The organism is Petroclostridium sp. X23 (assembly GCF_030013905.1).
Lineage (GTDB): Bacteria > Bacillota > Clostridia > SK-Y3 > SK-Y3 > X23.
Map to the genome: position 1 here is coordinate 34,638 of NZ_CP124862.1, position 19,991 is coordinate 54,628.

Annotated in this window: 22 protein-coding genes, 2 tRNA genes and 1 riboswitch; all 24 genes read left to right on the top strand. The window is 36.2% G+C overall.

All coding sequences use genetic code 11. The features are described 5' to 3' along the window. Nucleotides 1–430 precede the first annotated feature (430 nt). A complete protein-coding gene (gene thrS / locus QKW49_RS00190; protein ID WP_282865576.1) occupies nucleotides 431–2,341 on the top strand; it encodes a threonine--tRNA ligase in 1,911 nt (636 codons plus the stop codon). Nucleotides 2,342–2,473: 132 nt separating this feature from the next. Then, on the top strand, nucleotides 2,474–3,148 hold the full coding sequence (gene sleB, locus QKW49_RS00195; RefSeq protein WP_282865577.1) for a spore cortex-lytic enzyme: 675 nt from the start codon (nucleotides 2,474–2,476) through the stop codon (nucleotides 3,146–3,148). A 535-nt stretch (nucleotides 3,149–3,683) separates the two neighbouring features. Continuing rightward, the gene (locus QKW49_RS00200; protein WP_282865578.1) at nucleotides 3,684–4,700 is read left to right on the top strand and encodes a substrate-binding domain-containing protein; all 1,017 of its coding nucleotides are present in this window, start codon (nucleotides 3,684–3,686) and stop codon (nucleotides 4,698–4,700) included. A 188-nt stretch (nucleotides 4,701–4,888) separates the two neighbouring features. Then, the gene (locus tag QKW49_RS00205; RefSeq protein ID WP_282865579.1) at nucleotides 4,889–5,926 is read left to right on the top strand and encodes a TRAP transporter substrate-binding protein; all 1,038 of its coding nucleotides are present in this window, start codon (nucleotides 4,889–4,891) and stop codon (nucleotides 5,924–5,926) included. A gap of 77 nt (nucleotides 5,927–6,003) precedes the next feature. After that, nucleotides 6,004–6,477: a TRAP transporter small permease gene (locus QKW49_RS00210; protein WP_282865580.1), complete on the top strand. Its 474-nt coding sequence runs from the start codon at nucleotides 6,004–6,006 to the stop codon at nucleotides 6,475–6,477. Nucleotides 6,478–6,480: 3 nt separating this feature from the next. Then, the gene (locus QKW49_RS00215; protein WP_282865581.1) at nucleotides 6,481–7,770 is read left to right on the top strand and encodes a TRAP transporter large permease; all 1,290 of its coding nucleotides are present in this window, start codon (nucleotides 6,481–6,483) and stop codon (nucleotides 7,768–7,770) included. 84 nt (nucleotides 7,771–7,854) lie between these two features. Further along, a complete protein-coding gene (locus QKW49_RS00220; RefSeq protein ID WP_282865582.1) occupies nucleotides 7,855–8,133 on the top strand; it encodes a cupin domain-containing protein in 279 nt (92 codons plus the stop codon). Between the two features lie 24 nt (nucleotides 8,134–8,157). Beyond that, the gene (locus tag QKW49_RS00225) at nucleotides 8,158–9,111 is read left to right on the top strand and encodes a sugar kinase (protein ID WP_282865583.1); all 954 of its coding nucleotides are present in this window, start codon (nucleotides 8,158–8,160) and stop codon (nucleotides 9,109–9,111) included. A 31-nt stretch (nucleotides 9,112–9,142) separates the two neighbouring features. Beyond that, a complete protein-coding gene (locus QKW49_RS00230; protein ID WP_282865584.1) occupies nucleotides 9,143–9,907 on the top strand; it encodes an aldolase/citrate lyase family protein in 765 nt (254 codons plus the stop codon). 200 nt (nucleotides 9,908–10,107) lie between these two features. Then, a tRNA-Lys gene (locus QKW49_RS00235) sits at nucleotides 10,108–10,183 on the top strand. Nucleotides 10,184–10,270: 87 nt separating this feature from the next. Then, a complete protein-coding gene (locus QKW49_RS00240) occupies nucleotides 10,271–10,567 on the top strand; it encodes a hypothetical protein (protein ID WP_282865585.1) in 297 nt (98 codons plus the stop codon). Between the two features lie 44 nt (nucleotides 10,568–10,611). Next, a complete protein-coding gene (locus tag QKW49_RS00245; RefSeq protein ID WP_282865586.1) occupies nucleotides 10,612–11,979 on the top strand; it encodes an RsmF rRNA methyltransferase first C-terminal domain-containing protein in 1,368 nt (455 codons plus the stop codon). A 248-nt stretch (nucleotides 11,980–12,227) separates the two neighbouring features. Next, nucleotides 12,228–13,253: a S8 family peptidase gene (locus QKW49_RS00250; protein ID WP_282865588.1), complete on the top strand. Its 1,026-nt coding sequence runs from the start codon at nucleotides 12,228–12,230 to the stop codon at nucleotides 13,251–13,253. 134 nt (nucleotides 13,254–13,387) lie between these two features. Further along, nucleotides 13,388–14,128 carry a YebC/PmpR family DNA-binding transcriptional regulator gene (locus tag QKW49_RS00255; protein WP_282865590.1) on the top strand — a complete coding sequence of 247 codons (741 nt, stop codon included), beginning with the start codon at nucleotides 13,388–13,390 and terminating at the stop codon, nucleotides 14,126–14,128. A gap of 288 nt (nucleotides 14,129–14,416) precedes the next feature. Continuing rightward, a complete protein-coding gene (locus tag QKW49_RS00260) occupies nucleotides 14,417–14,605 on the top strand; it encodes a hypothetical protein (RefSeq protein ID WP_282865591.1) in 189 nt (62 codons plus the stop codon). A 395-nt stretch (nucleotides 14,606–15,000) separates the two neighbouring features. Then, a riboswitch (cyclic di-GMP riboswitch) is annotated at nucleotides 15,001–15,089 on the top strand. A gap of 88 nt (nucleotides 15,090–15,177) precedes the next feature. After that, on the top strand, nucleotides 15,178–15,867 hold the full coding sequence (locus QKW49_RS00265) for a GGDEF domain-containing protein (RefSeq protein WP_282865592.1): 690 nt from the start codon (nucleotides 15,178–15,180) through the stop codon (nucleotides 15,865–15,867). A 194-nt stretch (nucleotides 15,868–16,061) separates the two neighbouring features. Then, the gene (locus QKW49_RS00270; RefSeq protein ID WP_282865593.1) at nucleotides 16,062–16,949 is read left to right on the top strand and encodes a YegS/Rv2252/BmrU family lipid kinase; all 888 of its coding nucleotides are present in this window, start codon (nucleotides 16,062–16,064) and stop codon (nucleotides 16,947–16,949) included. A gap of 66 nt (nucleotides 16,950–17,015) precedes the next feature. Continuing rightward, nucleotides 17,016–17,609 (top strand): thymidine kinase, encoded by a 594-nt coding sequence (locus QKW49_RS00275; protein WP_282865594.1) that lies wholly within the window; start codon nucleotides 17,016–17,018, stop codon nucleotides 17,607–17,609. A gap of 67 nt (nucleotides 17,610–17,676) precedes the next feature. Next, complete coding sequence (locus tag QKW49_RS00280; RefSeq protein WP_282865595.1) at nucleotides 17,677–17,859, top strand: hypothetical protein; 183 nt, start codon at nucleotides 17,677–17,679, stop codon at nucleotides 17,857–17,859. A 13-nt stretch (nucleotides 17,860–17,872) separates the two neighbouring features. After that, a complete protein-coding gene (locus QKW49_RS00285; RefSeq protein ID WP_282865596.1) occupies nucleotides 17,873–18,079 on the top strand; it encodes a hypothetical protein in 207 nt (68 codons plus the stop codon). A gap of 75 nt (nucleotides 18,080–18,154) precedes the next feature. Further along, a tRNA-Arg gene (locus QKW49_RS00290) sits at nucleotides 18,155–18,229 on the top strand. Nucleotides 18,230–18,433: 204 nt separating this feature from the next. Further along, nucleotides 18,434–18,943 (top strand): DUF6036 family nucleotidyltransferase, encoded by a 510-nt coding sequence (locus QKW49_RS00295; RefSeq protein WP_282865598.1) that lies wholly within the window; start codon nucleotides 18,434–18,436, stop codon nucleotides 18,941–18,943. Beyond that, nucleotides 18,936–19,298: a hypothetical protein gene (locus tag QKW49_RS00300; protein ID WP_282865600.1), complete on the top strand. Its 363-nt coding sequence runs from the start codon at nucleotides 18,936–18,938 to the stop codon at nucleotides 19,296–19,298. Before QKW49_RS00295 ends, QKW49_RS00300 begins: the two co-directional genes overlap by 8 nt. A 224-nt stretch (nucleotides 19,299–19,522) precedes the next feature. Continuing rightward, entirely contained in the window at nucleotides 19,523–19,912 is a 390-nt protein-coding gene (locus QKW49_RS00305; protein ID WP_282865601.1) for a [Fe-Fe] hydrogenase large subunit C-terminal domain-containing protein, read from the top strand. Nucleotides 19,913–19,991: the final 79 nt, after the last annotated feature.

The window sequence follows — 19,991 nt, forward strand, 5'->3', positions numbered from 1 at the left end:
ATCGGAAAACTGTCAGTTCTTTATTTGTGTTTGATGATTTGATGATTCAATATATAAATTTATTACATTGATACCTTGACAATAAAACTAAAGAAAACTATAATATCATTAAAATGAATAATAAACAATGCAATGAAGAGAAGAGTAAGTTATATACAGCCCTAAGAGAGGTATCATCATGGCTGAGAGTGATGCTAGGTATGCATAACTGAAAACCGCCTTGGAGCATCTTTATGTTGATTACGTTATAATCATACCGGTATGCTCAATATACCTGGTAGTAAAGTGGATTTTCAATTAGGGTGGAACCGCGGGATATAAGACTCTCGTCCTTAAATAGTTTAAGGACAGAGTCTTTTGTATTTTTAAAACCATGAAGAATGGTAATAAAGATTAATAATTTTATAATAAATGAAAGGATGACAACCAAATGATTAATGTAACTTTAAAAGATGGTTCGGTAAAGGAATATGAAAAGGGTACTACAGTAATGCAGGTTGCGGAAAGCATCAGTGCAGGTCTTGCTAGAGTGGTGATGGCCGGTCTGGTTGACGGACAGGTAAAAGATTTAGCCTATGCATTAAATGAGGACTGTAGTGTTAGCTTGCTGACCTTTGAAGATGATGGCGGAAAGCATGCTTTCAGACATACGACATCACATATATTGGCTCAAGCTGTAAAGAGGCTGTTTCCTGAAGCGAAACTAGCGATAGGGCCTTCCATTGACAATGGCTTTTATTACGATTTTGATGTAGATAAGACTTTCACTCCGGAAATTGTTGAAAAGATAGAAGGGGAAATGAAAAAGATTGTAAAAGAAAATCTTGCGCTAGAGCGAATGGAGCTTCCGCGGGAAGAGGCAATTAAGCTAATGGAAGAAAAGGGAGAAATCTATAAAGTTGAGTTGATTCGCGACCTTCCGGAAGATGCGGTGATATCTTTCTACAAGCAGGGAGATTTTATAGATTTGTGCGCAGGACCTCATATTCCTTCGACGGGTAAAGTGAAAGCAATAAAATTATTAAATGTCGCAGGTGCTTACTGGAGAGGCAGCGAGAAAAATAAAATGCTTCAGAGAATTTACGGTACTTGCTTTACTAAAAAAAGCGACCTGGATGAGTACTTGAATAGATTAGAAGAAGCGAAAAAGAGAGATCACAGAAAGCTTGGAAGAGAATTAGACTTGTTCAACATATTAGAAGAAGGACCCGGATTTCCATTCTTTATGCCTAAAGGCATGACTTTAAGAAATATATTGGAGGATTTCTGGAGAGAAGAGCACAGAAAGTGGGGATATCAGGAGATCAAGACACCTATTATCCTTAATGAAGATTTGTGGCATCGTTCCGGACACTGGGACCACTATAAAGAAAACATGTATTTTACTAAAATTGATGAAGGTGATTTCGCTATTAAGCCCATGAATTGTCCTGGTGGTATGCTGGTATATAAACGCAAAATGCATTCTTACAGAGATTTGCCGCAGAGAATGGCGGAAATGGGATTAGTTCATAGACATGAACTGTCAGGCGCGCTGCATGGCTTGATGAGAGTAAGGTGTTTTACCCAAGATGATGCACACATATTTATGCTTCCTTCACAAATAAAGCAGGAAATTATCAATGTAATTAATTTGATTGACTATTTCTACGGTGTATTTGGCTTTAACTATCATGTTGAGCTTTCAACAAGACCGGAGAATTCAATGGGTTCGGAAGAACAATGGGAAGTCGCTACTGGGGGCCTAAGAGAAGCTTTAGAGGAAAAAGGAATGAAATATAAAGTAAATGAAGGTGATGGTGCATTTTATGGACCTAAGATTGATTTCCACCTTGAAGATTCTATAGGACGTACCTGGCAGTGCGGTACCATTCAGCTTGATTTCCAGATGCCGGAAAAATTTGATCTTAATTATACCGGCAGTGATGGAGAAAAGCATAGACCGGTTATGATTCACAGAGTTGTTTTTGGCAGCATTGAAAGATTTATTGCAATACTAACTGAACATTATGCAGGTGCTTTCCCAACTTGGCTGGCACCGGTACAGGTTAAAATTCTTGCGATTGCCGATAAACATCATGAATATGTAGTAGGTCTGCAAAAACAGTTTGAACAGGCAGGTATCCGTGTGGAAACCGATTTAAGAAATGAAAAAATCGGTTATAAGATCCGTGAGGCCCAGCTGGAAAAAGTACCTTATATGCTTGTAATAGGTGATAAGGAAATGGAATCCGGGGCTGTAGCTGTAAGATCCCGTAAAGAGGGAGATCAAGGTGTGATGTCGGTTGAAGAATTTATTAATAAGATCAAAGAAGAAGTGAAAAAGAAAGTGAATAATTAGTTTACAGTTCACAGTTCACGGTTCACAGAGAAATAAAAATCTGTTAACTGTGAACTATTTTTATGTATATTTTCTCTCATTTAGCAAAAAATATTTTTAACAAGTATGCGAAATTGAGGGGGATTATTGCTTATGAAAAAATTTGTTGTATCAATACTCATTTTAGCTGTCACATGTGGTTCGTGCTATTATTACTATAAAACATGGACGACAGAATCTGTATTGTCTAAATACGGTTCACGGGGGCAGGAAGTAAAAGATATACAATATAAGTTAGCGATATGGGGCTATTACAAAGGGAAAGTTGATGGCGTTTATGGATGGAGGACCTCACAGGCAGTTAGAAGCTTCCAAAAAAAAAATGATCTTACGGTAGACGGGATTGCAGGCCCTCAGACTCTAGCAGCACTCGGGCTGCCAACGGGTAGGGGCACTACACAAACCACTACTTCCAGATCCGGAGATGTGAATCTACTGGCAAGAGTCATCAATGGTGAGGCCAGAGGGGAGCCGTACATAGGACAGGTAGCAGTTGGAGCGGTGATACTAAATAGAGTGCAGCATCCATCTTTTCCGAATACCATGGCAGGGGTTGTATACCAGCCCAGAGCATTCACAGCGATTACTGATGGACAGGTCCATGCAAATATGCAGTCCGATTCTATTAGAGCAGCCCAAGATGCGTTAAATGGGTGGGATCCATCCGGTGGAGCGATTTATTATTATAATCCCGCGAAGACGACTAGTAATTGGATATATAGCAGGCCCGTTATAAAAAGAATCGGAAAGCATGTGTTTGCAAAATAATTAAGATATCAATGAAAATTCATTTCCACTTATATTTATTGGCTCTGGATTCAATCCAGGGCTTTATTATATATTGTTTGTATTTTTCATTGCTAGTAAAGTAATAAATAAACCGATTTACTAACTAAACAGATAGATTTTTCGAATATAATGATTGATTATATGATATATGCATGTGAATATAGTCACATAAAACGATTTATTAAAGATAAAGTTAAAAAAATATAAAAAAGTCTTGAAAACAATAAGAAATTCATATATAATATCAATTAATAAACCGGTTTATTAAATTGCTTGTTACATATGATTTAAAAAATAATAGTATTAATTGCTAAATTTTTATTTAATCAGATAATAAACCGGTTTATTAATGTTCAAACATATATTATACCAAAAATTGCGATACGTACAAAAGATATAAATAAGAATTATACTTTATAAATGTAAATGTTATAATATTCAGGTATTGACATATCTGTAGGTTGGTATACCATTCAGTTAATTATAATTCTTATAGATGGAGAAGGGGATGTTTATGGCAAAGGTTAGAATGATAGATGTTGCACAAAAAGCAGGTGTTTCGAAAAGTACGGTTTCGCAATTTTTAAGCAAACGTTATGAGTTTATGTCTGAGGACACACGCCAACGCATTGCACAAGCAATAAAAGAATTAGGTTTTCAGCCGAATGCTTTAGCAAGAAGCTTGAAAATGAAAAAAACAAATACAGTAGGTATTATCATGGCGAATGTTCTTCATCCATTTTCTACTGCTGTAAGCAGAGGCGTGGAGGATTACTGTCAAAAGCATGGATACAATGTAATATTATGTAATGCTGATGATAAACCCACTAAAGAGAGAGCATATATTCATATGCTGCAAATGAAGCAGGTGGATGGAATTATTATTGCATCTACGGGGGCTAATAATGATGTGCTAAAACAAGAAATTGATAGTGGATTTCCGATTGTTTTATTTGATCGCGTATTTAATGACTTGGAAACCGACGCGGTCTATTCCGATAACCGTAAAGGTGCGTTCATGGCAATAGAACATTTAATTCAGCTTGGACACAATAGAATTGCTCTGATAGTGCCGGAAGGGTCTTTAATCAGCGCAAGAACTGAAAGAATACAAGGATATTATGAAGCGCTTAAAGCACATGATATACCTATAGACGAAGAGTTAGTAAAATTCTTATCACATTCCGAAGCGGACTTACAATTGGATAGCTTATGGAATAATGAAAATCCGCCTACAGCAATACTTACTATAAACGATTTAATGACCATGGAAGTATTAACTTATATCAAAAAGAAAAAGATCAAGATTCCTGAAGATGTAGCATTGATCGGCTTTGATGATTTTCCAACAGCACACTTAGTGGAACCTCCCCTAACAGTTGTTGCACAGCCTACTTATGAAATCGGTGTTAGATCTGCGGAACTGCTGATACAACATATTGAAAACAGCAAATCACAAAAATACGTACAGCAAATTTTTCCATGCCAATTGATTATTCGAGACTCTTGCGGATTCAGAAAAAAAGCATAAGACTCTTATAATTATTATATTTACTAAATAATAAGGGCATAATTGTATTAATCCATCAGTATAAAAATTCTTATGATTGAAAAGGCTATAATACATCTAAAAAGTACCAATTAGGATACGCTTTTTCAATTACATTAAAAAGAATTTTTATAAATATGAAACTAATAACAATAACGGAGGGAAGAACAATGAAAAAAGCAGTTCTATCATTATCTGTAGCGGTACTGCTGGGGGTATCAGCCATGTTAGCCGGTTGTGGTGCTCAGAATGCCGAAACGCCGGAAGGCGGCAAACAAGAGGGTGCGTTAAAGATTGTTGCTGCGCATAACCAAACATCTCCCGACAATCCTTATCAAGTCGGTTTGTTGAAATTCAAAGAGGTGGCAGAAAGTAATTCAAATGGCAATATCACTGTAGAAGTTCACGCAGGTACGTTAGGAACAAGTGAAAATGAGTTAGTAGAAAAGTTAAAACTGGGAGCAGCAGATGTTGTCGTTGTTTCTCCGGGCTTTATGACTCAGACCGGTATAAAAGAAGTAGACTTGTTCGCGTTACCGTATTTATTTGATAGTTATGAACATTGGGAGAAGGTTGTTGATGGTGAAGTCGGACAAAAAATGACAGAGATCATCAGTGAAAAATCAAATAATGATTTTAAAATCGTAGGATATTGGTCTGCGGGTGTTAGACATTATTATGGTAAGAAACCTATACAATCAATGGCTGATTTAAAGGGAGTTAAAATTCGAACCCAAACATCGGGTGTAGTTGCCGACTATTGGTTAAAAACCGGTGCAATTCCCACTTCCGTAGCATGGGGAGAACTGTATCAGGCATTGCAGCAAAAGACAGTAGATGCTTCGGAAAATGCTTATCCGTATTTTGTTCAACAAAACCATCATAAAACAGAAAACGGAAAGTATACAACAGAAACCGGACATGACTATACAACCAGATTTTTGTTGATGAATGGTAAAAAGTTTGATTCTTTAACAGACGAACAAAAACAAGTTCTTTTAGATGCAGCCAAAGCTTCTGTTGATGCTGAAAGAGAATCGTTACTAGCTCAAGAAAAAGAATATAAAGAAAAAGCTGTTGCTGAAGGCGCAGTCATTAATGAGATTGATAGAACACCATTTATTGAGCTGGCCGTACCTATTCAAGATGAGGCAGCAAAAGACATGGGAGCAGAAGATTTGCTCAAACAAATAAGAGATTTGAAATAATTGTTATAAGCAGGGTGCGGCAGGGGGAGGATCCCTGTCGTATCTTTATTATATTGAATAGGAGGGTAGAAAGATAGATGATCAAGTTTATTGAAAAAGTGCAGTTAGCAATTGGAATTATATGTTTTTCTATTTTTGTAGTGGCAATTATGATTCAGGTATTTTCCAGATATTTAGGGATTTCGGTCATTTGGACTGAAGAAGTTGCGAATTTCTCGTTTATATGGTCGGTATTCATGGGAGCATCTATTATGATGCATCACAAAGAACACTTTCGCTTTACGTTATTATCTGAAAAATTAGAAGGGAAATCAAAAGTTTATCAAGACATCGTTGTTAATGTTATTCTACTAATTTTTAATTTAGCGATTCTATTTTACGGCATTCTTACGGTACAAAACTTTTGGAACTATCAATGGGTTTCACTTCCTATGCTAAAGATGGGCTATGTTTGGCTTTGTGTGCCTGTGATGGGATTGTCTATGTCCATTTATGCGATAGATCATTTAATGAATAATATTAGAACATTAAACCGGGAGGAGGCGAATTAATCAATGAGTGGAATACTTTTAGTGGGCTTATTTATGTTGCTGATTGTCATTGGCGTTCCTATTGCATTTGTGATTGCAATCGTTGCGTTAATGGGAATTCTAGCGGTTCCATATATACCTGAAATTACAGTACCTATGAAAATGGTAAATGGACTAAATTCTTTTGTGTTATTGGCTGTGCCGTTATTTATTTTAGCGGCAAATATCATGAATAGCGGAAAAATTTCACAAAAGCTCATTGAATTTTCAATTTCTATTGTGGGACATATCCGGGGTGGATTAGCCCATGCCAATATACTGGTGTCAATGATCTTTGCCGGGGTATCGGGCTCGTCCACTGCTGATACCGCAGGTGTCGGAAAAATTTTGATTCCGAATATGATTGAAACAGGATATGATAAAGAAACTGCTGTTGGGGTTACGGCGGCTTCTTCAACCATAGGGGTTATTATCCCGCCAAGTATACCCATGATCGTATATGCAGGATTAACCAATGCTTCTATAGCCTCTTTATTTCTTGCCGGGATTGTTCCGGGTGTTCTTGTTGGTTTGAGCATGATGGCGGTTGTTTATATTATTTCTTTAAAGAAAGGGTTTCCTAGATACGAAAGAGCCTCAGTGAAGAAATTCTTAAAGCTTTTTTATGAATCTTTTCCCGCATTGTTAACTCCTGTTATCATCATTGGAGGAATTATTACAGGATGGTATACGCCAACAGAAGCGGCGGCCTTTGCATCGCTTTATGCATTTATAGTTAGTATGTTCTTTTATAAAACGCTTAAGTTTAGGGATATACCGGGCATTCTGGTAGAGACCCTCAAGTTGAGTTCTCTGTCACTCTTTGCATTAGCTGCGGCAAGTGCATTGGGCGAATTGTTAGGATACTACAAAGTGGCAACAGCAGCAGAACAGTTTTTCACTGCGTATATTACGAATAGATGGTTATTTATGTCCATTGTGATCGCATTCTTTTTATTTGTGGGTACTTTTATGGATGCGATTCCTGCGATGATCTTATTTATTCCGGTGTTGCTGCCGGTTGCTTTAAAACTCGGAATTAGTTCTGTTGTCTTAGGGATTGTAACGGTTATCACTTTAGCTATCGGACTTATTACTCCACCATATGGCTTGTGTCTCTTAATTGCATCATCTATTGGAAATTTATCCATTGAGAGATCGTTTAAAGCAGTAATCCCTTATTTTCTCGTCGTACTGGTAGTTCTGATTTTTATTGCGTATTTTCCGGATGTGGCTTTATATATTCCAAAATTAATCAATCCGGATTTGCTGTAATAGTTTGTAGCCTGGACAGTAACGTTAATATATTTTTGGATAGAGTTGAATTTAAGTAAAATGAAAGGCATATGGGATCAGATCATGGTTAAAAGAACAGTATTAAGCAGCAGTGGATCTTTAATGATGGTTAAAGTTGAACTGCCAAAAGACTTCCAGGGTGATATAGACCGGCATCCTGAAGAACAGCTTAGTTATTTGGAAAAAGGAATTGTAGAATTTGAGTTAAGCGGTGAAAAAAGAATTATAGGGCAGGGTGAGACCCTTTATATTCCCTCTAATGAAATTCATAGGGTGAAGGTCATTGAGGAATGTGTGATTATTGATATTTTTACGCCGGTTCGTAAGGATTTATTACAATAAGCCATAATTCAAGGGGGTGAAAAGATGGCTGATATTATTACAATTGGAGATGGTATGGTTACAATGGACCCTGCTACTAAGGGACCTATGCGATTTGTCAACTCGTTTGTCCGTAAAGTAGGTGGAGCTGAGTTAAACTTTGCCGTCGGATGCGCGAGATTAGGATTGGATGTAGGTTGGATAAGCAGATTAGGCAAAGACGAATTTGGGCGGGTTGTCAAGAAATTCATGGCAAGTGAAGGTGTGGACATGTCTCAGGTGAAATTTGTTAATGATTATCCTACAGCGTTAAATTTTAAAGAGATTTTGGAAGATGGCAGCGCACGGATATTCTATTATCGTCAGGGAACGGCCACTACGACAATGACACCGGATGATCTTAATCCTGACTATTTCAAACAAGCAAAGCTGTTGCATATTACAGGGGTTTTTCCTGCGATAGCCGAACACTATATTCCTATTATGCAGCGCGCGCTGGAACTGGCGAAAGAACATAATCTACTTGTTTCCTTCGACCCAAATATCAGGCTGCGGCTATGGAAAAGTAAGGAAGCAGCGAGGGAAGTGCTGACTTCTTTTCTACCATATGTTGATATTGTATTAACAGGTATTGATGAGGCAGAATTATTGTTAGGCACGAATGAACCGAAGAAGATTGTTGAGCGATTTTATCAATATGGTGCCGGCTATGTTTCAATTAAAAAAGGGAAAGACGGTTCAGTCGGTGCCTATGGCAGCGAGTATATAGAATCGCCCCCGGTAAAAGAGCGTAAAGTTGTAGATACGGTTGGCGCAGGAGACGGTTACGATGCAGGCTTTATTTATGGTGTAATGAATGGTTGGAGCCTTGAGAGAACATTGAAATTCGCCAATACCATAGGTGCTATGGTAGTGAGTGTAACCGGGGATAATGAAGGATTGCCGTATTATGAAGATGTTTTAATGTATATGGGTGAAATGGAATATATCGAAAGATAATATATATAATAAAAAAGAGGATGGTGTTATCATGAGCAATTTAAAGGAAAGACTGAGACAGGGCAAAAAGGTAACAGGAGCAATGGTTACATTATTTGATAATCCGGACTTAGCACAAATTTTGAAAGTGTGCGGATATGATTTCTTTATCGTAGATTGCGAACATGGTTCATTTGATTTCGCTGCAGTAGCAAAATTATTTGGCCTTGCCAGAATGGCAGGAATTCCTGGATTAGTAAGAATTAATGAAGTGAAAAGGGAAGCAGTACTAAAATATATGGATGCAGGAGCAGCAGGAATCCTTCTTCCAAGTACCGAAACTGTAGAGCAAGCGAAGGCATTGGTGGAATATGCGAAGTATGCGCCATTAGGGAATAGAGGCGTATCTTTAACAAGAATGCATACGGGATATGAGAAAGTGACTCCTGTAGATTATATGAAGAAATCAAATGAGGAAACCATCCTAATGCTTCAAATTGAATCAGTTGCAGGGGTGGAAAATATCGAGCAGTTAATGGCAGTTGAAGGGATAGATGCTGCATTTGTAGGGCCAAATGATTTAACTCAGGACATGGGAATCATGGGTCAAAAAGATCATCCGAGATTCATTGAAGCTGTAGATAAAATCATTGCCAGTGCAAAAAAGAATAATAAGTTTTCAGGGATACATTTAATGTCTACTGATGAGTTGGAAGTATATATTAAAAAAGGAATGACCCTTAACTTATGGTCAAGTGACGTAAATTTATTAATGACATTGGCAAAAGAAGGGTTAAGTAAGTTGAATAGTATCTAAAAACAAGATAAAAATGATCTTTTATAGTTTCCAAAGCTATATATTACGCTGTCAATGAGGCTTTTGTAGGGGCGGGCGACTCTGTCCGCCCGCATATATTATAGTAATGCACCGGGTGATGCGTTTTGTGGTTTTATTATCTTAAAAATCATTGACATATTTAAGCAAGTCATTTATAATACTAGGTGTAAAAAAGATAAGCACCATTAGCTCAGTTGGTAGAGCACCTGACTCTTAATCAGGGTGTCCCGGGTTCGAATCCCTGATGGTGCACCAATATTCAAACAAGGCTTTCAGAGTTTATTTTCTGAAAGCCTTGCTCATTGTGTAGAAATTCAACCAGATAAAAAAGGAGTGAAACAAATGTATTATACCAAGCAGCAGATTGAAGAATTAGCAAAGCGTGCTGAGGAACAAGCTGAAAAAATGAAAAAAGAGAAAGAAAAACAAGAAAAAGGTTTTAAATTTTCTTTTGAAGACGGTGAACAAATTATATGTATTTATTGCAAGCATGATCGTTTTCATAAAGGAAGCGCTTTGTTAAATACAAGAGGAGCAACTTTTTTTGATATGGATTGGCTAAATGATTCGGCAGTAACACTCACTTGTAAAAAGTGTGGATACATACATTGGTTCGCAAGAGAAGTTAAAGAAAATTGAATTTAAACATAGGTTTATCAGCAAAATAAGTGATGGGTGATAAAATGAACGGATTACCGGAAGAGTTTCTTCTGAAAATGAGAAGTTTGTTAAAAGATGAATATAAAGAATTTGTGGAGGCGTATAAAGCTCCAAAGAATTCTGCATTTAGAATCAATACTTTGAAAATTTCTAGTGAGGGTTTTGCCAGAATATCGCCATTTGAAATTGAACCGATAGAGGAAATAAAAGAAGGATACTATTATAGTACTGAGGAACAACCCGGAAAGCACCCGTATCATAGTGCGGGTTTGTATTATATCCAAGAGCCGTCGGCCATGATGCCTGTAAAAGCGCTGGATGTCCAGCCGGGAGAAATCGTGCTTGATTTGTGTGCGGCTCCGGGCGGTAAATCCACGCAAATCGCATGTGCGTTAAAAGGGGAAGGTTTATTGGTATCCAATGAAATCATTTCTTCGAGGGCATCTATTCTTGCTGAAAATATGGAACGTTTTGGCGTCAAAAATGCTATCATTACAAATGAGTCGCCGGACAGGCTATCAAAACACTTTAATGATTTTTTTGATAAAGTACTGGTAGATGCGCCTTGTTCCGGAGAAGGAATGTTTAGAAAAGAGCCATATGCATGCAGTGAATGGAATACGGATACACCTGTTTCTTGTGCCAAGAGGCAACTAAATATTTTGGATGATGCGCAAAAGATGCTGAAATCTGGAGGAAAACTGGTTTACTCTACGTGTACCTTTTCACCTGAAGAAAATGAAGGAGTGATTAAGCAATTTCTGCAAAGGTACACGGAATTTGACCTATGTGATATATCAGGGTTGCTTAACCTTGAAAGGGGAAGACCTGAATGGGTCAACGGTACCGAGAATCTAATGAAATGCCGCCGGATTTGGCCTCATAAATATAGAGGTGAAGGGCACTTTGCAGCGTTATTGAAGAAAAGCGGTACTGCATTAGAAAATAGTAATTATAAAAGCATGTCTGTTGTGGATAAAAAGAACCTTGAATTATATCTTGGTTTTCAACAAGAAAATCTTCTTTGCAGTCTCGATGGGAATTTGTCTCTGTTTGGTGATCACCTCTATTTGGTTTCAAATAAAGTATCTCATTTAAAAGGAGTCAAGCTCATCAGGCCCGGTTTACATCTCGGTATTTTTAAAAAGAACCGCTTTGAGCCGTCCCATTCATTAGCGATGGCACTTCGTAAGAAAGACTTTATACGGAGTGTCTCATATACATCCGATAGTAAGGAGATTCTAAAATATTTGAGGGGAGAAACATTGGAAGCAGATATAGAAAACGGATGGACAGCAGTCCTGGTAGATGGCTATCCTCTTGGATGGGGGAAAGTAGTCGGTGGTACACTAAAAAATCATTATCCTAAAGGATTGAGAATTAATTATTGATCAACCCTGTTATTTTAACCTGTTATGTAATATGCATTGTCAATCTTGACATAAGATGCATATTATATAGCAGGTTCTTTTGTTTTGTTGAAATATGTTGCTGCTTTCATCATGTGCCATTACTTATATGATAAGACGTCAGCATTAATTTTCGGTAGTGCTTCAACTATTTTTAATATAGTTGAGTAGTCAAGAAGCACAAATATTTTTGTAAACATAGTATGCAGTTAGTAAAAGGAGGGTTGATCGTGAATTTTAAAATAAGTGATTACAAAGTATTGGATATACGTGATTCTCAAAAAAAGGAAGTCATCGACTACGGGGTAGAAATGCTGGGGGCTCCGCTTGAATGGGGAGAAACCAGAGGGAAAGACATTAAAGTAGGGATCATAGATACGGGTATTGATTTAAATCATGAAGACCTGCAGGGAAGAATAAAAGAATATGTAAACTTTACAACATCCGATAGAAAGAATGCGACGGATGATAATGGGCACGGTACGCATGTAGCCGGTATTATTGCAGCAGAACGCAATAATATAGGTATTGTAGGCGTGGCGCCGGAAGCAGATCTTTATATCGCAAAAGCTTTTGATAAGGATGGTTCCGCTGAATTCAACGCGATTCGTGACAGTATCCAATGGATGGCAGAAAGAAATGTGGACGTCATAAATATGTCTTTTTCATCACAGTCTTTCACCAAAGAATATCAGCAGCTCATTTCAGAGGTCAGCCGCAGCGGCATCAGCTTAATATGTGCTGCAGGCAATGAAGGGATCAGTGAAGAAGGAGATCGAGATACCATCGGGTATCCTGCCCGGTTCGATGAGACAGTGGCTGTTACAGCAGTAGATACCAATAAAAAGAGAACCGATTTCAGTTCTGTTGGTTCCGAAGCAGAGATAGCAGCTGCCGGTAAGGACATTTATTCATGCTATATGGATAACAGTTATGCTACATTGAGCGGAACATCCATGGCTACGCCGATGATTACCGGTGCGGTTACATTACTTCAATCCAAAGGATACAGAAGATATAAAAGAAGGCTGACCCCGGAAGAGATTCGATTACTTCTTCATATATATTCTGAGGACCTGGGAGATGTCGGAAGAGACTCACAATATGGATTTGGCTTATTTTCTTTCGGAAGAATCAATAAAACCGACTATGTATATAATAATGCAGCAATAAGAACCAGAGGTATCAGAAATATGAGAGGCATGAATAATAATATGGCACTAAATGCAGTGATTGCAGCAATATTATTATTGTGACGCATTAATTTACCATGTGTTGGCATTGGTAAAGAATACAAAGCGTTGAACGTAAATATTCAGCGCTTTTTTCTTGCGCATTGATCGGTAGATGTGTTAAAATATATCCGAATTGTGAAGGAGGAGGATGTGCCATGTCAGGACATTCGAAATGGTCTAATATAAAACATAGAAAAGAAAAATCAGACGCACAAAAAGGCAAAATATTTACAAAAATGGGGAGAGAAATTGCTATTACCGTAAGACAAGGTGGCCCGGACCCAGCGGTAAATTCAAAACTTAAAGATGTTATTGCCAAGGCTAAAGCCAACAATATGCCTAATGATACCATTGAAAGAAGTATAAAAAAAGCTTCGGGAGAATTGGGCGGAGCAAATTATGAAGAGATTGTTTATGAAGGATATGGCCCTTCCGGTGTCGCCGTGATTGTTGAGACAGCGACAGATAATAAAAACAGAACTGCCGGAGAAATGAGACACTTTTTTGATAAGTACGGTGGAAATCTGGGTACATCCGGGTGTGTATCCTTTATGTTTGATAAAAAAGGTGTTATCATTGTTGAAAAAGCCGATGATATTGATGAAGACGAATTAATGATGGAAGCGCTTGAGGCCGGAGCGGAAGATATGGCTGTCGAAGAAGATTTTTATGAGATTAATACGGCTCCCGATGATTTTCATAAAGTTTACAGCGTGCTTGAAGAAAAAGGATATACCTTCGCATCTGCCGGTGTGGAGATGGTACCGCAAACGACGACAGTTTTGGAAATTGAAGATGACATCAAGAAGATGAATAAACTTATCGAATTGCTTGAGGATTTTGATGACGTGCAAAACGTCTACCATAACTGGGATATGCCTGAAGATAGGGAATAGTAGAGTGTAAACCCAGTCGTTCCAGTAGAAATAAAGACCAATTGCATAATTAAAAAGGTTCAACATTAAAATTTGTGGAATTTTTATTGATTCGCAAAATTTAGTGTTGAACCTTTTTTAATAAAAATCAGCTATTATAACAAAAACACCAAAATTCGACAAGATATCCGTTTTATTGACAATATTTGTTGGTAGATATATAATAATATTTGAATAGGTCTGCGGAACTATTGATTATAAGACTAAAGTACTGGAGTGATGTCGATAACATCGTAAGGGGGAGCATTGATGAATAAGCTAAGTAATATTATTACAAATGAAAATCAAAGGGAAAACCTTATAAAAGATTTATTAAATGCTATAAATGATATGGGAGTTTCTACTCCAAAGGATGGGTATATTAATATAGAACGTCAAGAAGACATCATTAAAATTACTATTCCAATTGATGTACAGAGTAATAGAATATCATGTTAGTTCTATATAAACGAATATTGATAAATAACCGATGGACAGGATCAGTAATTTCTCCTGTCTTTTTTATTACGCGTATACCTTTATATTTTTGTATTAGTCATTAAGGACATAAGGATTGTCTCTATAGTATTTATGAGATTATTTAGTATAATAACGAGAATATTAAGCAGTACCTATATTTTGGTATTTAATTGGATCATTATAATATAAATAAAAGAAATATGGATAAATATTACAATACACATTGATATTCCGAAAATTTGGATAAATATGGTATAATATGAAGTTTTTATTTTTATAAAAAGATAGATATAATAGTGCCACGGTTCTGATTATATCAAGGCCATAGTCCTGATGCGGGCTTTGGATATAAGTGAATATAGGATGTTCGTGTACATCGATAATAGCACACTTATCGAAAGATAAGGCCGCAAAGCTATGGGTCTAAGGGAATATCTATTTCTACGATTGCCAGGTTGCCGAAATGTAATCAATATCTAGCTATTTGGAGGTGTATGTAATCACATATGCCTTTTTTGTTTATATATATGCATAAAAAGGAGGTTCTGTTTATGGATAATTTTTTTATTAGATTTTCTCCGCTCATTTTGCCATTTAAGGTTTTTAGTCTACATGCTTTTGGGTGCATCATAACCCTATGGGTTAAAGACCAGTATGTAATACCTATATGGCTCAGTATGGCATTGATTGATGCAGCTTTTGCTTCAAAATACGGTAGTATTATCCAGGAACTATATAATAACTCATATAAAGATGCGCTTACCGGAATACAAAATAGACGGTGTTTCTATATGAGAATAATTGATGAAATGGAAAAGGTCAGAACAAGAAACACTCCGCTCTCTCTTCTTATGATTGATATAGATAACTTTAAACCGATAAACGACACATATGGTCATGATGCAGGAGATGAAGTACTTAAACAAATAGCGGCAGTATTAAAAGAGAATGTTAAGAATACAGAGACACTTTCCAGATGGGGAGGAGAAGAATTTACAATCCTGCTGCCGGACACAAATGTTGAGGATGCGATGAAATTTGCTGATAAAATTAGAAGCAATATATGGGAACATAGATTTAAATATGAAGATATTACTATAAAACTTACTATTAGTATTGGTGTAGCTTCTATAAACGAAGTCATGGATATAGGCCAGTTCATCAAAGTTGCGGATAGTGCACTATATAAAGCTAAAGAAAAGAAAAATTTTGTTGAAAGACTTGGACAAGCAGCTTTGTAAGCGGTTATCTCAAAATATTGATGGGTTAGGTTTATACTAATTGTTGACATACATTCTTAATTGATGATTTAGCACGTTTAAAACAAATCTGAAAGATTTGCAGGAATTTATTAATATATGTGGAATAATGAAAATATAGGGTACTTATAGGGATAATAAATTTATGAGTCAAATTTTTTTTTGAGGTGATAAATGTGAAACACGCATTGTTAATATACAATCCATTGTCGGGAAGTTCCAGTATGGCTGAAGAGTTAGACTTGGTTATTGGGCGCTTCCAGCAAAAAGATATATTGGTTCAGCCATTTCGATTTGAGTATAGTTCAGCAGACAAGCTCAATGATGTTCTAAAACAAGGTAATTATGATTTAATAATCATATCGGGTGGTGATGGCACCGTAAATTCTGTTGTGAATATTTTATTTAAAGCAGCTGCGGATGTTCCGGTTGGTATTATTCCATCAGGAACATGTAATGATTTTGCGAGGTGTTTAAATCTGCCTGACAGCACAGCGGAATGTATTGACGTTATCTTATCTCAAAAAGTAACGGCTGTTGATGTTGGACTAATCAATGAAGAAACCTACTTTTTAAGTACATGTGCAGGAGGATTATTTGTTGATGTATCGTTCAATACGGATAGTGAGCTAAAGAAGAATTTCGGACGAATTGCCTATTACTTAAAAGCGATTAGCGAAGCTGCAAACTTAAAGCCTTTTTCAATAAAGATTAGAACCGAAGATTGCGTACTGCAGAAAGATATTTTACTATTTCTTATTTTAAACGGCAAGCATGCGGCGGGATTTTCAAATCTTCTACAAGAAGCTGATATTACCGATGGCATGATGGATATGATATTAATTAAGCATTGTTCCCATGTGGATCTTGCAAGTTTGTTTTTTAATGTATTAAGCAATAAGTCGTTAAATGATCCGCATGTTGAGAAGCTGAGGGCAGCAGAATGCATATTTGAGTGTAATACGGATATTAACGTAAGTATTGATGGGGAAAAAGCGAACGCTATGCCAAGCAAAATCAGGTTTATAAATAAGGCTTTAAAAGTTTTTGTGCCTAATGAATAAGAAAGTTTTTAAATAGAAGAAAAAGTGATATATTATATATAGCATAAAGTATTTTGGAGGTGAAATATGGCACAATTATTCTTTAGGTATTCAGCGATGAATTCGGGAAAGTCTCTGGAATTGCTGAAAGTGGCGCATAACTATGAAGAACAAGGTAAGAGAGTGTGGTTATTTACTCCAAGCATTGATGATAGATATGGTGTTGGGAAGATCACTACAAGGTTAGGGCTGCAAAGAGAGGCAATGCCGACGGAGAAGTTGTTTAACATTAATGAATTATTGATGAAAGAAAGACCATACTGCATTTTGATCGATGAAGGGCAGTTTTTAACCAAAGATGAAGTGATGTGTCTGACCGTGCTAGTGGATGAATATGATATTCCCGTGATTGTTTATGGGCTTAAGAATGATTTTAGAAACAATTTGTTTGAAGGCAGCCAATATTTGCTGATTTATGCTGATAAAATTGAAGAAATAAAAACAGTATGCTGGTACTGCAATAGAAAAGCGATTATGAATTTGAGGATAGATGAAAATGGTAACGGGGTTTATGAAGGGAAGCAGATAGAAATTGGAGGGAATGACAGATATAGGCCGGTGTGTCGGAAGCATTATTATAGCCCTATTAAGAATAAAGAAGGGGATATTTACAAAGAGTAATCATAGTATGCTTATACTGATAGCGGTATATATTAAAAAGCTGTTATCATAAAGATTGTAAGGTGAGATGATGTTGAAAACTGTTTTATATATAGTACTGATTACAAGCTTTGTACTTGTCACTTTTTTTGGATTAGGTCCGGTATTTTTAGCTGATGGCAGCAATGCAGAAAGAATGTTGACTCTTGCGGTGGTTATAATAATATATGCGATACTTATACTGTTATTTAGGCGTTTGTTAAAGAAATAAAGGAGATGAGTCTGTGAAGGAAGAACTAATTAATAGAATCAGGAAGCATGAAGGTGAAGTGTTTGTTGCGCATTCTTACTCCTATAAAGTCCAAAACGGAAATATCGTCATGGGGTGGAATTGTGAAGAAAATTGTGCAGAATCCTGCGGTGAGATGTTATATCTTGAATATCTGACGGAAGAAGAGCTTAAAGAGTTTTTGGATATTTTAGAAGCCTAGTACATAAATTATTTTGGATAGGCTGTTTACTTTTTAGATAAAAGTGTGTATAATGTTATAGGTATGAATACAGATGTCTCTATAGCATAATGGATAGTGCGGCAGATTCCGGTTCTGTTGGTGCGGGTTCGATTCCTGCTAGGGACGCCAGTAAAATAAGCGGCTCCTCCACGAAATAAAATGGGAGTGGCTTTTTTTATTAGTGCCATATTTTAATGATATATAACAGATTGTCATTTCCGATTTTTGTGTACTAACCTTTTTAAGTATTATTCTTTATGCTATAATCACCTTATAAGTATAGAAAATGAGTAATTGATGTTTTAAATATTACTAATGATGAGGCTGATGAAGATGCATAGCTATGACCTGATGATAGAAGAACTGAAAAATATGGAGAAGATAGCGATTGTGTTAGGAACAGAACCTTTCCCAATGTATTTTTTAGGTGGTTCTGCATGTATTCTCGGAAAATATACAGAGAGAGCAACTAGGGATTTTGATTTTATTGATCTTGATTATTCAGCAAAACTAGGAAAAGTGTTTAGATATTTAGGAGATTTTGATATACTGGAATATGAAAGTACTATTCTTTCACCTTTTTTTAGAGATAGGGCAATTAGGTTGGAGCAATTCGAATACTTACAAATATTTATTTTATCTAAGGAAGATATAATAGTCAGCAAAATTATAAGAATGGAGCAAAAAGATCTTGAAGATATAAATTTGCTCATTAAAAAAAGTGATACAAAATTAATTTTGCAAATTATTGATGAGGTGTTGCAACGCAAAGATCTTTATGAATCTAAGCGGAATACTTTCATTGAAAAGCTATCTGTCTTTAAGGAGAGATACAATGTTTAGGATTTTTTGTGAGAGTTATGATAATTACATTTCACAGTATAAAGATGTAGCATTTCAAAATGAATATCGATTTAAAATTGCTCAACCCCTTAAATTATTAAAAGATTTAGATGAATATGAAATAGCTAGAAAGGATAATACTTTGGAATATAAGCAAATAAGCGATCTGCTTTTTTTTATGGAGCAGCAGATTGAAAGATTTCCTAAATTAAAAGCATTTTTGTGGACCTTGGAATCTAGAGATATAAAAGGGCATTATTTTGGAGTTGTATATGAGAAAGACTTAATGGAGCAAGTAAAACTTGTAAATATGTTTTTGAGCTTATTGTATTGGGATAACCATAATTGTCATTAAAGGCATATGTTCAGTAAGGCTCTGAATAGAGATATCCCTGCTGAGGACAGACTATAGAAGGTTATTCTTGCCTTCGTGAGAATAAAGTTGAAAATATGAAATTACTTAATGTGAAAAACAGGATTTTAAAGCATCAGGTGAGTAATATAAATAATGAAAAGTATCATAATAAATGATTCGAATATACGATCATCAAACAAGTCAGCACGAGAGGAAGTTGCATTATGGACAGTAAATTTACAAATTTTCAAGAAAAGCGTATGCATATATTTGGCGAGCTTGTAAAGCGGTACTGGAACGGGGAACTAAACGACATTGAGGATTTGAACCAATTATCTTATATGATATTGGATGAAATATCGACCAAAAAGAGTATAGATTATAACTTTATTGAGGGTATGGGGTGTAATGGCGGCTGTGTCGGCGGACCGAGAACCAATATTGAGGTAGGTAAAGCCACCAAACTCGTTAACGAGTTTGGTGAAGATTCTTTAATCATGACTCCCTTTGATAATTTCAATGTTATGAAAATTCTAAAACAATTAGGCATTGACTCTATTGAACAGATTATTAAGAATGAAGAAGTCTTTAACTTATTAACCAAGGAATCATAATATTGTATTTTCTGCGATATGTTTGTCGAATTTATTGACAGTATTATGTTATTTTGGTATAATTCTTTTTAAGCATTTG

Excerpts from the sequence above, each read along its gene's own strand:
- QKW49_RS00260 (WP_282865591.1), top strand. The coding sequence starts at position 14,417 with ATGAATAAGCTAAGTAATATTATTACAAATGAAAATCAAAGGGAAAAC.
- QKW49_RS00275 (WP_282865594.1), top strand. The coding sequence starts at position 17,016 with ATGGCACAATTATTCTTTAGGTATTCAGCGATGAATTCGGGAAAGTCT.
- QKW49_RS00300 (WP_282865600.1), top strand. The coding sequence starts at position 18,936 with ATGTTTAGGATTTTTTGTGAGAGTTATGATAATTACATTTCACAGTAT.
- QKW49_RS00295 (WP_282865598.1), top strand. The coding sequence starts at position 18,434 with ATGCATAGCTATGACCTGATGATAGAAGAACTGAAAAATATGGAGAAG.
- QKW49_RS00265 (WP_282865592.1), top strand. The coding sequence starts at position 15,178 with ATGGATAATTTTTTTATTAGATTTTCTCCGCTCATTTTGCCATTTAAG.
- QKW49_RS00205 (WP_282865579.1), top strand. The coding sequence starts at position 4,889 with ATGAAAAAAGCAGTTCTATCATTATCTGTAGCGGTACTGCTGGGGGTA.
- QKW49_RS00220 (WP_282865582.1), top strand. The coding sequence starts at position 7,855 with ATGGTTAAAAGAACAGTATTAAGCAGCAGTGGATCTTTAATGATGGTT.
- thrS (WP_282865576.1), top strand. The coding sequence starts at position 431 with ATGATTAATGTAACTTTAAAAGATGGTTCGGTAAAGGAATATGAAAAG.
- QKW49_RS00240 (WP_282865585.1), top strand. The coding sequence starts at position 10,271 with ATGTATTATACCAAGCAGCAGATTGAAGAATTAGCAAAGCGTGCTGAG.
- QKW49_RS00305 (WP_282865601.1), top strand. The coding sequence starts at position 19,523 with ATGGACAGTAAATTTACAAATTTTCAAGAAAAGCGTATGCATATATTT.
- QKW49_RS00225 (WP_282865583.1), top strand. The coding sequence starts at position 8,158 with ATGGCTGATATTATTACAATTGGAGATGGTATGGTTACAATGGACCCT.
- QKW49_RS00255 (WP_282865590.1), top strand. The coding sequence starts at position 13,388 with ATGTCAGGACATTCGAAATGGTCTAATATAAAACATAGAAAAGAAAAA.
- QKW49_RS00280 (WP_282865595.1), top strand. The coding sequence starts at position 17,677 with ATGATGTTGAAAACTGTTTTATATATAGTACTGATTACAAGCTTTGTA.
- QKW49_RS00200 (WP_282865578.1), top strand. The coding sequence starts at position 3,684 with ATGGCAAAGGTTAGAATGATAGATGTTGCACAAAAAGCAGGTGTTTCG.
- QKW49_RS00215 (WP_282865581.1), top strand. The coding sequence starts at position 6,481 with ATGAGTGGAATACTTTTAGTGGGCTTATTTATGTTGCTGATTGTCATT.
- QKW49_RS00210 (WP_282865580.1), top strand. The coding sequence starts at position 6,004 with ATGATCAAGTTTATTGAAAAAGTGCAGTTAGCAATTGGAATTATATGT.
- QKW49_RS00230 (WP_282865584.1), top strand. The coding sequence starts at position 9,143 with ATGAGCAATTTAAAGGAAAGACTGAGACAGGGCAAAAAGGTAACAGGA.
- QKW49_RS00245 (WP_282865586.1), top strand. The coding sequence starts at position 10,612 with ATGAACGGATTACCGGAAGAGTTTCTTCTGAAAATGAGAAGTTTGTTA.
- sleB (WP_282865577.1), top strand. The coding sequence starts at position 2,474 with ATGAAAAAATTTGTTGTATCAATACTCATTTTAGCTGTCACATGTGGT.